The organism is Pseudomonas sp. B3(2017), assembly GCF_002113595.1.
Taxonomy (GTDB): Bacteria; Pseudomonadota; Gammaproteobacteria; order Pseudomonadales; family Pseudomonadaceae; genus Aquipseudomonas; species Aquipseudomonas ekonensis.
On record NZ_NEIU01000013.1, the window covers coordinates 149,920 to 161,147 of the forward strand.

At 61.5% G+C, this 11,228-nt stretch carries 14 protein-coding genes; 6 read left to right on the plus strand and 8 right to left on the minus strand.

The window, feature by feature from the left end; translation table 11 throughout:
• Positions 1-10: 10 nt before the first annotated feature.
• Both CAG33_RS19310 and CAG33_RS19315 read right to left on the minus strand, forming a co-directional pair.
• Positions 11-256 (minus strand): acetyl-CoA carboxylase, encoded by a 246-nt coding sequence (locus CAG33_RS19310; RefSeq protein ID WP_085582340.1) that lies wholly within the window; start codon positions 254-256, stop codon positions 11-13.
• Between the two features lie 94 nt (positions 257-350).
• A complete protein-coding gene (locus tag CAG33_RS19315; protein ID WP_085582338.1) occupies positions 351-1,109 on the minus strand; it encodes a 5-oxoprolinase subunit PxpA in 759 nt (252 codons plus the stop codon).
• A 139-nt stretch (positions 1,110-1,248) separates the two neighbouring features.
• Between CAG33_RS19315 and CAG33_RS19320 the strand changes: the two genes are divergently transcribed.
• Positions 1,249-2,166, plus strand: a complete 918-nt coding sequence (locus tag CAG33_RS19320) for a LysR family transcriptional regulator (protein ID WP_085582336.1) — start codon at positions 1,249-1,251, stop codon at positions 2,164-2,166.
• Between the two features lie 98 nt (positions 2,167-2,264).
• Here the strand turns inward: CAG33_RS19320 and CAG33_RS19325 are convergent, their stop codons facing one another.
• On the minus strand, positions 2,265-3,296 hold the full coding sequence (locus tag CAG33_RS19325) for a GNAT family N-acetyltransferase (RefSeq protein WP_085582334.1): 1,032 nt from the start codon (positions 3,294-3,296) through the stop codon (positions 2,265-2,267).
• Positions 3,297-3,585: 289 nt separating this feature from the next.
• Between CAG33_RS19325 and CAG33_RS28680 the strand changes: the two genes are divergently transcribed.
• Together CAG33_RS28680 and CAG33_RS19335 are read left to right on the plus strand one after the other, a co-directional pair.
• Positions 3,586-4,155, plus strand: coding sequence for a hypothetical protein (locus tag CAG33_RS28680; RefSeq protein ID WP_218189705.1), 570 nt, complete (start codon positions 3,586-3,588; stop codon positions 4,153-4,155).
• Positions 4,156-4,387: 232 nt separating this feature from the next.
• Positions 4,388-5,296 carry an alpha/beta fold hydrolase gene (locus CAG33_RS19335; RefSeq protein WP_085640135.1) on the plus strand — a complete coding sequence of 303 codons (909 nt, stop codon included), beginning with the start codon at positions 4,388-4,390 and terminating at the stop codon, positions 5,294-5,296.
• A 127-nt stretch (positions 5,297-5,423) separates the two neighbouring features.
• Here the strand turns inward: CAG33_RS19335 and CAG33_RS19340 are convergent, their stop codons facing one another.
• The 3 genes from CAG33_RS19340 to CAG33_RS19350 form a co-directional block, all read right to left on the minus strand.
• The gene (locus CAG33_RS19340) at positions 5,424-5,954 is read right to left on the minus strand and encodes a hypothetical protein (protein WP_139831431.1); all 531 of its coding nucleotides are present in this window, start codon (positions 5,952-5,954) and stop codon (positions 5,424-5,426) included.
• Positions 5,955-6,371: 417 nt separating this feature from the next.
• Positions 6,372-6,722 carry a hypothetical protein gene (locus CAG33_RS19345; RefSeq protein WP_085640140.1) on the minus strand — a complete coding sequence of 117 codons (351 nt, stop codon included), beginning with the start codon at positions 6,720-6,722 and terminating at the stop codon, positions 6,372-6,374.
• A 45-nt stretch (positions 6,723-6,767) separates the two neighbouring features.
• Positions 6,768-7,169 carry a RidA family protein gene (locus CAG33_RS19350; RefSeq protein ID WP_085640143.1) on the minus strand — a complete coding sequence of 134 codons (402 nt, stop codon included), beginning with the start codon at positions 7,167-7,169 and terminating at the stop codon, positions 6,768-6,770.
• A 134-nt stretch (positions 7,170-7,303) separates the two neighbouring features.
• Between CAG33_RS19350 and CAG33_RS19355 the strand changes: the two genes are divergently transcribed.
• The 3 genes from CAG33_RS19355 (at position 7,304) to CAG33_RS19365 (ending at position 10,019) form a co-directional block, all read left to right on the plus strand.
• A complete protein-coding gene (locus CAG33_RS19355) occupies positions 7,304-8,227 on the plus strand; it encodes a LysR family transcriptional regulator (RefSeq protein WP_085640146.1) in 924 nt (307 codons plus the stop codon).
• A gap of 27 nt (positions 8,228-8,254) precedes the next feature.
• Entirely contained in the window at positions 8,255-9,178 is a 924-nt protein-coding gene (locus tag CAG33_RS19360; protein WP_085640149.1) for a LysR family transcriptional regulator, read from the plus strand.
• Between the two features lie 115 nt (positions 9,179-9,293).
• On the plus strand, positions 9,294-10,019 hold the full coding sequence (locus CAG33_RS19365) for an alpha/beta fold hydrolase (protein ID WP_085640152.1): 726 nt from the start codon (positions 9,294-9,296) through the stop codon (positions 10,017-10,019).
• A gap of 24 nt (positions 10,020-10,043) precedes the next feature.
• Here the strand turns inward: CAG33_RS19365 and CAG33_RS19370 are convergent, their stop codons facing one another.
• Together CAG33_RS19370 and CAG33_RS19375 are read right to left on the minus strand one after the other, a co-directional pair.
• Positions 10,044-10,259: an Arc family DNA-binding protein gene (locus CAG33_RS19370; protein ID WP_170930033.1), complete on the minus strand. Its 216-nt coding sequence runs from the start codon at positions 10,257-10,259 to the stop codon at positions 10,044-10,046.
• Between the two features lie 53 nt (positions 10,260-10,312).
• The gene (locus tag CAG33_RS19375) at positions 10,313-11,209 is read right to left on the minus strand and encodes a hypothetical protein (protein ID WP_085582316.1); all 897 of its coding nucleotides are present in this window, start codon (positions 11,207-11,209) and stop codon (positions 10,313-10,315) included.
• Positions 11,210-11,228 lie beyond the last annotated feature (19 nt).

Below are 11,228 nucleotides of genomic sequence, written 5' to 3' on the forward strand. Positions count from 1 at the left end.
GATCACGCCCTCACTCGTCGTCGAGCGTTGCGATGACTTGACCCGGTTCCACCGGATCGCCGTCTTCCACCAGAAATGCGCTGAGGCGACCGGCCGTCCCGGCGGTCAGTTCGGAAAACTGCTTCATGACCTCGATCAGGCCGATCACCGTGTCGGCGCTGACCTGCGCGCCCGGCTCGACGTAGTTCGCCGATTCCGGCGTGGCTTTGCGATAGAAGGTCCCGGGCAACGGGGTGATTACAGTGTGTTCGGCCATGTCTGTTCCTTTTGGAATAGTTGTAGAAAGGCAGGCAAAAAATCCATGGATGGGGCAACGCTGGCGTCTGTGTGCCAGGTGTTTTCGCGGGCGATCAGCGTGGTGCGCGCACCTCGATCCCGGCGTTGTCGAGCGCCTTGCGCGTGGCCTCGACCAGCGCCAGGGCACCCGGGGTGTCGCTGTGCAGGCAGATGGAATCGAATTCGATGGCCAGGTCTTCACCCTCCACCGTGCGCACCACGCCTTGCTGACAGGCGCGCAACACGCGCGCGGCGACGTGCTCCGGGTCGTAGGCACGCACGTTGCGGGTGAAGACGATGGAGCCGCTGAGGTCGTATTCGCGGTCGGCGTAGAACTCGCGGATCACCGGTTGGCCGAGTTCTGTGGCGACCCGCCAGATCACCGAATCCGGCATGCAATACAGCAGCAGGTCCGGCTCCAGGCGCTGCAGGTTTTCCACCAGCAGACGCGCCGCCTCCTCGTCCCGCGCCAGGTGCATGTAGAGCGCGCCGTGGGGTTTGATGTGTTGCAGCGCCACGCCTTGAACCCGAGCCAGTTCACGCAGGGCGCCCAACTGGTAGAGCATGTCGTCGACCAGTTCCTGAGCCGGTGCGTTGATGTGCCGACGGCCGAAACCGACCAGATCGCGAAACCCCGGATGCGCGCCGATGGCCACGCCCAGGCGCTTGGCCTGTTCGACGGTGCGGCGCATGGTGCCCGGGTCGCCGGCATGAAAACCGGTGGCGATGTTGGCCGAGCTGATGAAGCCCATCAGTTCGTTGTCGACACCGTCGCCGATGGTCCATGGGCCAAAGCCTTCACCCATGTCCGAGTTGAAATCTACTGCTTGCATGACGCTTACTCCTGACGCTTGTGACTTCATGCAGGTCAAAGTAGATTCCCGATCACCCCTTGGGAAGATCTATTATCAGATAGGTCATCTTCTGAAAAACAGATAGCCTGAAACTGCGACCTCGTCGACCGGAGTGCCCATGTCCCTGACCTTGCGCCAAGTGCGCTATTTCGTCGCCACCGCCGAGATCGGGCAGATCTCTCAGGCGGCGATTCACCTGAACATTTCCCAGTCGGCGGTGACCACGGCGATCAAGGAACTGGAAGGCCTACTCGGCACGTTGCTGTTCCAGCGCTCGGCGCAAGGCATGAGCCTGACCGACGCCGGGCGGCACTTTCTGAACCGGGCCTACGTGATTCTGCGCAGCGTCGACGACGCCTTGAACAGCCCGCTGCCGGACATCCGCGCCAGCGGCGTGCTGCGCCTGGCGGCGAGCTACACGGTGTTCGGCTACTTCCTGCCGCACCACCTGCAGCGGCTGGAACACTGGCATCCCGACGTCACCATCGAAGTCCACGAACAGGAACGCCAAGCCATCGAACAAGGCCTGCTCGAAGGCCGCTTTGACATGGCCGTGGTGCTCACCGCCAACCTCACCCACCCGGACATCGTCTCGGAAACACTCTTCAACTCCGAACGTCGGTTATGGCTACCCAGCCACCACCCACTATGCGAGCGCTCGGCGGTCAGCCTGGCCGACGTGGCGAAGGAACCCTTCATTTTGCTGACCGTCGACGAGGCCGAACAAAGCGCCATGCGCTACTGGGAAAATGCCCGCCAACAACCCAACGTGCGCGTCCGCACCAGCTCAGTGGAAGCCGTGCGCAGCATGGTCGCCAACGGCAGCGGCGTGGCGATCCTGTCGGATCTGGTGCACCGCCCCTGGTCGCTGGAAGGCAAACGCATCGAAACCCTGACCATCACCGACAAAGTCACCCCGATGAGCGTCGGCCTGGCGTGGCACCGCGAACAGGCGTTCAGCCCGGCGATGCATGCGTTTCGCAATTATTTCCATGATGCGTTTTTGGCGCCGCAGCAGTTGTCTGCGCGGCGGTGAGAGAGGTTGAGACGATGGTTGTGTTTGATAAGGTGCAGCAAACGGCGAGTGGCCTGCCAGCAACCCATCGACCTGCACCCGTTACTCTTCAATGAGGTCTAGTCACTGAACTCCCACTTAAGGATCGGCAGATACCGGGGCTCGCCACATACTGGACGTGGCACATCGCGCACATACCGTGCACCGAGCAGCTCGTAGAAGCCCCGAGCCGACGGATCCGACTCTACCGCCAGAGTGCTCACACCCAGCCCTCGCACTACAGCCAGAGCATGCCCCACCAGGCGCCGTCCGTGACCACCTCCCATAGACTGCGGGTCGACCCAGCAATGTTCCAACTGCCAGCCGTCCTCGCCGTTCTCAAGCCCATAAAAGCCCAGTAGCCGGCCATCCACTGCGACCAGCACCGCGTAGTGGCCGGTCATTTGCCCGGGGTGGAACGTCAGCGCGGCCTCCCATGCCTTCATCCAGGCTTCGGGGTATCCCCAATGGGCCTTGCTGCGCTGAGCCAAAGCACTGAGCGCCCGCGCATCAGCGCCCCGGGAGGGGCGAAGGGTCGGTGTGTCGTCCTCCAGCAAAGCTCGCCCCGCCGGGTCAGTGGCCAGCAGGCTGTACTGGTGCAGGCTGAGGAAGCGCCCGTTCTTGTATTCCACATCCCGCAGGGTTCCCTCCAACACGAAGCCGAGCCGCTCCAGCAAACGTGTGCTGGCGAGGTTCTCCGGCTCAACATCTGCGTGGATGCGGTGTACGCCGAGGCGACTCAGAGCAAAGCGGAGGATGGTGGACAGACAGTCTCGCATCAGCCCCCGTCCCCAGTGTTCCGGCATCAGCCAATAGCCGATTTCCAGGCTGCGATCGGAGTGTGACCAATCATTGAAACCGCAGGCGCCCACCAGTTCGTTACGCCCCGGCAAGGTAATGCCCCACCAAATGCCCCGGTGCTCTTCCAGCAGCGCGTCATACCAGCGCATCTGCTCGTCCGTCGCTTCGAGGTTGTCGTAAGACACGCCGTAGTGGGCAACTACCTGGGGGTTGGAAAGCCCGGCAAAAATCGCCTCGACGTCATTGCGATAAATCCGCCGCAGCGTGCAATTGGTCAGGAAGAACTCGGGAAACTCGACAGCAAGATCCATCTTTTTCTTATCCAGGGCTGGGTCAGTGCAAAAATGTTCGCAGCAAAGGGCGTGGGAGTAAAAGGACAGTCAGGACGCTATCGGGCGGAACAGTCCAAAAAAAGTAATGGGTAAAAAGGGGACGGCTCTATTTTCTGAGAATGGAGCCGTCCCCTTTCAAGTCAACACTGTGTAAGCAGTAGCGAAGTGGGCACCTGAGCGAGTTCACTTCGTCGGAAAGCCCCGAACAAAGAGGCTTTAGTGCAGTCAGACCGGGATCTCAACCCCCGCCCCTGGAGGCGTATCGATCATGAAGAAAACCCTGGTTGTTGCAGCAGTCTGTGCTTTCGCGTTTGGCGCCACGGCTTTGCTGCCCGCCGACCTCTCGCCGATTGGTTCGGTTTATGCCGGGGGCAATGGTGGCGGTGGCGGTGGCGGTGGCGGTAATGGTGGTGGCCACGGTGGTGGCGGCAATGGCAGTGGTCATGGCGGCGGCAACAGCGCCGGCCACAGCGGCGACAATGGCGGCGGTGACGGCGATGGCAATGGTCACGGCAACGGCAAGGGCAAAGGCGCTCTTGGCCATACGAGTGCCCCGTCCGACGGTAGCTCCGGCATCCGTGGTGCGAAGCGCAATGGCAAGGTCGAAGGTGTCGAGCATGCTGGCAAGTCCACTCGCGACCACGGCGTGAGCGGCAAGCACAGCGGCACTACCAGGAACGACAGTAAAGGGCATGGCGCGACAACTGCGTCCGTAGCCCATTCGAAGGATACCCGTGGCCTGTCCAAGGCAACGGCGATCTCCGATACCACGCCGGGAACCCACAACATCAAGGGCCTGGACAACGCGGCCGATTCGTCCTCCAAGAACGATCGCTGATCTGCTGCTTTAGTGCACCGAAAGGGCCGGCCTGAACAGGCAGGCCCTTTTTTTTGCCCTCACGATCGGCAATCGCTCCGAAAATTCCTTTCGTGCACTGGCGGTCCCCACAGAAGTCATAACGCGGCGGACTCCCACTGCAATTCGTCCGCTGTTGACGAACAAGTCCCTCACCCATGCATTTGTTGCAAACAGGTCTACGCTCCTCCCATTCCAACCTGGAGCACCCGCGATGATCCGAGCCCTGTTGATCGCATCCCTGCTGTCTGTCGTCAGTCTCGCGCTTGCCGACGTGACGCCGTTCCCGGCGTCGTTCAAGACGCAGGACATCGCGGTCGAAGGCGCGAAGATCCACGTGCGCGTGGGTGGCAAGGGCCCGGCCGTTGTCCTGCTGCATGGGTTCGGCGACACCGGCGACATGTGGGCGCCGCTGGCCGCCGACCTGGCCAAGGATCACACCGTCGTCGTGCCTGACCTGCGCGGCCTGGGCTTGTCGTCGATGCCGGAGAGCGGCTACGACAAGAAAACCCAGGCGGGCGATGTGCATGCCGTGTTGACCGCGCTCGGCATCAAGAACGCTGTAATCATCGGCCACGACATCGGCACCATGGTCGCCTTTGCCTATGCCGCGCGTTATCCGCAACTGACCGACAAACTGGTGGTCATGGACGCCCCCGTCCCCGGCATCGCGCCGTGGAACGACATCGTGCGCTCGCCCATGTTGTGGCACTTCGACTTCGGTGGCCCGGACATCGAGCGCCTGGTGGCCGGCCGCGAACGCATCTACCTCGACCGTTTCTGGAACGAATTCGCCGGCGACCCGGCCAAGGTCGATGAAGGCATTCGCCAGCACTACGCCAAACTGTACGCCCGCCCCGGCACCATGCACGCGGCCTTCGCCCAATTTCGCGCCATCCACCAGGACGCGGTCGATAACGAACCGGTGATGAAAGCGAAACTGACGATGCCGGTGTTGGCCATCGGCGGGGAGAAATCGTTTGGGGCCAATGAAGCGATGGTGATGCGCAATGCGGCTGTAGATGTGAAGGAACTGGTGGTTCCGGGTGCGGGGCATTGGTTGATGGAGGAAGCGCCTGGGGTGGTGGTTGGGGCGGTTCGCGGGTTTGTTGATAAGGGGTGAATGGCATCTTTCGGCTAGAAACGGACGTTTGGAGTGAAGAAAATAAATCCGTCCCCCTCATCCTTTACAGATTAGAGCATCCATCCGTCGGCCTAAAGTCAAAACCAAACGCACTCAAACTACGAGATCAGTCGACACTAGAGTCAAAATAAAAAACGTCCTTGTAGATCGACTCATACTGAAGCACAAGCCTAGTGCGCTTCGACAGCGTCTTTTTCACCTCATCTGGTGTTAAGTCCCCCATACAGCTTATCGTTACAATTTTTATCACAGCTCCAACAGGTATAAATGACCCAACTGCGACTACGTGATGACCAAAATTACCACGAGGAAGACTGGGAAAAATCTCAACAACCATGTCAGAAATCAACTTTTCAGGGGCCATCAAAACATCATCAAAATACAACTCAACCGATTTAAGTATCGCCGGCCCCACGCCATTATTGGTTATCGTGTACACATAGGAATTTTGTTGTACATCCTCATGAGTAACCCCATCAAGATTTGGAGTCACCATCAATCTATTGTGCCTTCGCTGCTGCATAACTTGGTAGATCGTAAAGCAAACCGCCGCCAAGGCAATTACCGTCGCCGCATAATCAGTCCAATCCTTTTCGGGCGAGACACCGTAAATTATGTACTCAATATATTGTTCCACGGACATCACCTGATGCACGATGGCATTAGACTCTCCTGTACGAGTGAAGCAACCATCGCCTCGTTCGTATATCAAGAGTGGACTTAAATTGCAGGTTGTCAAAAAAATCTGCCTAAAATCAAACAGAAAAACTCGACTCGAACGTATGCAGAAAACGCAATTTCCTAGAGTGCTACAGGTCGTTGATGACCGACTGTCTCTCTTTATAAAACACAAGATTGACCGCTTTTGGCCGTTTGCTACCAGTCAAGATCGACCCAAGACCGCCCCCCCCCACAAGTCCGCCTCCCCTCGCCTCCATCCTCCTCAATACAACAAAGCCCTGATCACTCAGGGCTTTGTATTGTCTGGCACGCTGAAAACCTCTCACCTAGCCAAATCTGCAAACCTACAGTTCGTCACCCTCCTCAGCCCCCCTCACAAACACCCTCGAATAGCCTCAGCCCTCCGGTCGCGCCGCGTTTCGAAGATGTTCGCCACGAAGTAAACCTTAACCTCGGAGCCCGAAGCCGTCGGGATGAAATCAGCGAACTCTGGTTGTCCGACACTGACAATCGTTTTACCGCCACCCTGAAGCGGCTGGATAGTGACCTCATGAATCACCCCTGCCCACTTCTGACTCTGCCAGGCGAAAAGCGAGCATTCGGCGACGGTCGCTGCGTCCTTGTTGCTCGTGAAACTGCGCGCCGGCCCTTCTGCCCGTTTTTCTTCCATCGTCGAACAACCGGTCAACAACAGCGCGCCCACTACTCCTAACAGAATTCGCATGTTTCACTCCTTATGAAAGAGCGAACTGTAGCGCCTTCCTCACGCCTACGTCGAAGCCTCCGGCAACTTCGCGATCACCTTGATTTCGAAATCAAACCCATAAAGCCACGTCACCCCCACCGCCGTCAGCGTCGGATGGGGTGCCTGGCCCCAGTACTCGGGCACGACTTCCCAGATGGCTTCGAACTTTTGTTCGGGGTCGACGATGAAGACGATCACGTCGATCACATCGTCGAAGGTGCAACCTGCCGCTGCTAGAATCGCATTCAGGTTGGCGAACGCGCGGTGGACCTGGGCTTGCAGGTCAGGTTCCGGCGTGCCGTCCTCGCGGCTGCCCACTTGCCCTGAGACGAACAGCAAGCCATTGCTGCGGATCGCCGGCGAGTAGCGGTTGCGCTCGTACAGCGCCTGGCGGCCGGCGGGGAAAACTACATTGCGTGTTGCCATCGACTTTCTCCATCAAGGGCCTGAGCGACCCTGTTTTCAACGATGGGGCAACGTTACGGTGGCGCCTTCGGCGGATAAACGGGCAATCTTGACCATCACTGTTTTCAGATTCCAAACAATCCACCGGAGCCCCCATGGACCGTTTTGATGCGATGCAAGCGTTCGTGCGCGTGGTGGACACCGGCAGCTTCACCAAGGCTGCGGAAACGCTGCACATGAGCAGGACCAGCGTGACGCAGTTGGTTCAGCAGTTGGAGGCGCGGCTGCGCGTCCGGCTGATCAACCGCACCACGCGCAAGCTCAACGTGACCGCCGACGGCGCCGCCTACTACGAGCGCGCGGTGCGGTTGCTGGCCGACCTGGACGACGCCGAAACCAGCCTGTCCACCGCCTCCGCATCGCCCAGGGGCCGGCTGCGGATCGACGTCCCCAGTCCCCTGGCCCGCATGATCCTGGTGCCTGCGCTTCCGCAGTTCCACGCGCAGTACCCCGATATCCAGATCGACTTGGGCGTCAGCGACCGGATCGTCGACCTGATCGATGAAAACGTGGACTGCGTGATACGCGGCGGCGAACTCACCGATCAATCGCTGATTGCCCGGCGGGTCGGCGACCTGCAGTTGGGGGTGTTCGCGGCACCGGACTATCTGGAGCGCACCGGCGTTCCGGGGCATCCGCTTGAGCTGGAAGACGCCCGCCACCGCATCGTGGGGTTCGTCTGGGCCCGCAAGGGCAAGGTCGTGCCCTATGCGCTGCGCCGTGGCGACGAGTCCGTCGAGGTGCACGGTCACTACGCGCTGGCGGTCGACGACGGCAATGCCTATCTGGCGGCCGGGCTGGCCGGCATGGGCGTGCTGTGGTTGCCGCACTACATGTCCCAGGCGTATCACGCGCGCGGCGAGTTGGTCCAGCTGTTCACCGACTGGACACTCGACCCCATGCCGCTGTACCTAGCGTTCCCGCCGAACCGGCACGTGAGCACCAAACTGCGCGTGTTCATCGACTGGGCCGTCGAGCTGATGGCCCGGCACGCGCCCGTCGCTGCCCCGTCCGTGTAACCCATAACGAAGAGGTTGACGCCCCGCATGAAGCCCTTGGACCTGACGCGTTTCGATCTCAACCTGCTGGTCGTGCTGGAGGCGCTGTGGGCCGAAAGGCATGTGGGCCGCGCAGCCGAACGGTTGAACCTGTCCCAGTCCGCCACCAGCCACGCCTTGTCGAGGTTGCGCGGCGCGTTTGACGATCAGCTGTTCATCCGCAACCCCCGCGGCATGGCGCCGACGCCGCTGACCATCGAGCTGATGCCGAGGGTGCTGGCGGTGCTTGAATCGATCAGGCTGGTGGCCAGCCCACGGGGGCCGTTCGATCCCGGCCGTTTGCAGGCGACCCTGTCCGTGGCGGCGACCGATCACGCGGTCGTGACCGTCATCGCCCCGGCCCTGGAGAGGATTCAGGCTGCGGCGCCGCACCTCGTGCTGAAGCTTCGGTCGGCGGATGCCGAATCCGCCCTGCGCCTGCTGGACGCCGGCGAGGTCGACATCGTGCTGGGCTCGGGCTCCTTTGCCCAGCGTCCGCAGCGCTTCGATTGCCGGCGGGTCCGTCAGGAGCGCTTCGTCGGCATCGCGCGCCAGGGGCACCCGGCGCTGGTCAAGCGCGGCAAGGCGCTGCGGATGGCGCTGGAGGACTTTGTCCGCTTGCCGCACATTTTGGTCTCGCCACGGGGCGATGCGCGGGGCGCGGTCGACGAGGCGCTGGAGCTTCTGGGCCACACCCGCCACGTGAGCGTCACCTGCCCGAACTTTTTGGCGGTGCCGTTCTTGGTCGGTGCTTCGCAGTCGATTGCCGTGGTGGCCGAGCAGGTCGCCTTGCAGATGCAGGAGGCGGCGCAACTGAGCCTGTTCGAGTTGCCTGTGACGCTGCCCGCCTGGGAGGTGTTCGTGATTCGAGCGCAAGGGCGCGCCAACGAGCCGGCCATCGAGTGGCTGACCGAGCTGTTGACCGCCGGTTGAGCCTCATGGGCGCGATGCATCCCGTGCATCGAGTTGCTGCGCCGATGCCATTGGATCGCTGGCCTCGGTTCTCCTAGAGTCCGGTTGCCGTTCATTCAACCGCCTGGAGTACCCCATGAACACCGCGCCTACCCTGGTCATGATCCCTTGCTTCGCCGGAGCTCCGTGGCAACTGGACCAGTTGAGCGGCTTGCAGGATCGCCCCATGCGCACCCTTCGGTTGCCGGACGACGTGCGCGAGCTGGAGACACTGGCCGACTTCATCATCGACCAGGTGAAGGATCTCAAGAGCTACGTGCTGGTGGGCGATTCCTACGGCGCGGTCTCCTCGATTGCGGTGGCGACGCGCCGCCCGAAAGGCCTCAAGGGCCTGGTGCTGTCGGGCGGATTTGCCAAGAGCCCGATCACCTCGCCCCTGCTCAAGGCGCTGGCGGCGTTGGCGCCGTTCTTCCCTGGCCCTTTTTACCGGCAGACGACCCTGCGAATTCACGCCGCTCAACTGGCGTCGTCGTTCGACAAGGAGGGCGAGATCCCCTGGTCGGCCCGAAAGAGCCGCGCGTTCTTCCTCAAGGAGACGCCCCACAAGGCTTACGTCAACCGCATACGCTCCATCGAACAGGTGAACTACACGGCCAAACTGAAGAACATCGACGTGCCCACGCTGATCCTGACGCCCGAGGAAGACAAGCTGATCGGCGAGGAAGCCGCCGGGATCCTGCTCAAGGGCATACAGGGCTCGCAGGAAGTCATCCTGCCGCGCAGCGGCCACATGTTCAGGTTCTCGCACCCCGGCGCCTACTCGCGCGAGATCAGCAGGTTTCTGGATCAGGCCTCGCTTTGAGCGGGCCCGTCCCTGCCCTGCTCCCTAATTGACCTCGTCCGTGTGATCAAAGAATGCACGAAGCAAAGCCTGTCTCTTTTCGTCATCGGAATCGTGGCCGCGCGGCCCCGCCAGGGAGCGCTCCATGCGGGAGACGATTTCGGCGTTCAGGCTCCGCTGGTTCTGCTTCGCGATGCGTTTCAGCGTCTGGCGCAGGCCTTCGGGCAAGCGCAGCACGAATCTGTCGACTGTCTCAGCCACCCGCCACCTCCGCAAAACCTGCCTTTGGATCGTTCGTCTGGGTCATGTTTCCCTCACTGGATCGACGTGGTCAGAGGCGCCGCGGGCGATGCCAGCAGCCCTTTGACGGCGGCCGAAAAGCACTCCACCTGCAACGGATATTCCTGCCCCATCAACCGCCCCTTGCCGTACCAGACGATGCCGCCCTGACTCAGGATCAGACCGTTGCGGCCGAACTCGAAGACACTGCCCACCGAGCTGCTGAACACAAAGCGGTTGTCGTCCATCTGCAGCAGTTTGTACTGGGTGTTCGCCGGCGGCAGCTGTTCCTTGATGCGTTGCAGGTACGTCGGGGCCAGGCGGACAAACAGCTGCCCGGCCTGTTCGCGGTACTGCGGGATCGTCAGGCCAGGGCTGCGCTGCAGCTCCACGGCGATCAAGGCGAAGACATCGGCATTGGCCCGCGCCACTGCCAGTTTCACCGCCAGCGTCGAGGTCAGCAGCGCGTTGTCGATCTGCAGCGACGACTTCTCAGGCTGGCCGTTGGCGGCCGGCACGGTGACGGGGCGCATGAACTCGGCCACGTTGACGGTCGACAGCACCGTCGTCGCCAGGTACGCCGCGCAAGCCGAGGCCTGTCCGGCCCGGTCGCCGTTGATCAGCAACGAGAGCGGGCTGCCCTGGCGGGGCAACGTCTGCGCGTCGATCCCCTGCTGCGTGAGGAACGCGTTGACCTGTTCCTGTTTCGCCTCGCCGCGCGCCAGCCCGCAAAGCTGCTCCATCATGAGGGTTTGGCGCGGCTCGTCGAACCTGGGCGACAGCTGGAAGACCGCCTCCTGGATCACCGGCAGCGCCGGCGTGCGCAACCAGATGCGCGGCGCGTCGGCCGGCTTGCCGCTGAGGAATTTGTCGTAGCCGGCCAGGGCCACGAGCAGGATCAGAATGGCGACGAAAACGGATTTCATGTTCATGGTTGTTGCCTCAAGAGTT

What these genes read in the sequence shown, in the direction of transcription:
- CAG33_RS19310 (WP_085582340.1), bottom strand. Translation starts at nt 256, where the DNA reads ATGGCCGAACACACTGTAATCACCCCGTTGCCCGGGACCTTCTATCGC.
- CAG33_RS19315 (WP_085582338.1), bottom strand. Translation starts at nt 1,109, where the DNA reads ATGCAAGCAGTAGATTTCAACTCGGACATGGGTGAAGGCTTTGGCCCA.
- CAG33_RS19320 (WP_085582336.1), top strand. Translation starts at nt 1,249, where the DNA reads ATGTCCCTGACCTTGCGCCAAGTGCGCTATTTCGTCGCCACCGCCGAG.
- CAG33_RS19325 (WP_085582334.1), bottom strand. Translation starts at nt 3,296, where the DNA reads ATGGATCTTGCTGTCGAGTTTCCCGAGTTCTTCCTGACCAATTGCACG.
- CAG33_RS28680 (WP_218189705.1), top strand. Translation starts at nt 3,586, where the DNA reads ATGAAGAAAACCCTGGTTGTTGCAGCAGTCTGTGCTTTCGCGTTTGGC.
- CAG33_RS19335 (WP_085640135.1), top strand. Translation starts at nt 4,388, where the DNA reads ATGATCCGAGCCCTGTTGATCGCATCCCTGCTGTCTGTCGTCAGTCTC.
- CAG33_RS19345 (WP_085640140.1), bottom strand. Translation starts at nt 6,722, where the DNA reads ATGCGAATTCTGTTAGGAGTAGTGGGCGCGCTGTTGTTGACCGGTTGT.
- CAG33_RS19350 (WP_085640143.1), bottom strand. Translation starts at nt 7,169, where the DNA reads ATGGCAACACGCAATGTAGTTTTCCCCGCCGGCCGCCAGGCGCTGTAC.
- CAG33_RS19355 (WP_085640146.1), top strand. Translation starts at nt 7,304, where the DNA reads ATGGACCGTTTTGATGCGATGCAAGCGTTCGTGCGCGTGGTGGACACC.
- CAG33_RS19360 (WP_085640149.1), top strand. Translation starts at nt 8,255, where the DNA reads ATGAAGCCCTTGGACCTGACGCGTTTCGATCTCAACCTGCTGGTCGTG.
- CAG33_RS19365 (WP_085640152.1), top strand. Translation starts at nt 9,294, where the DNA reads ATGAACACCGCGCCTACCCTGGTCATGATCCCTTGCTTCGCCGGAGCT.
- CAG33_RS19375 (WP_085582316.1), bottom strand. Translation starts at nt 11,209, where the DNA reads ATGAACATGAAATCCGTTTTCGTCGCCATTCTGATCCTGCTCGTGGCC.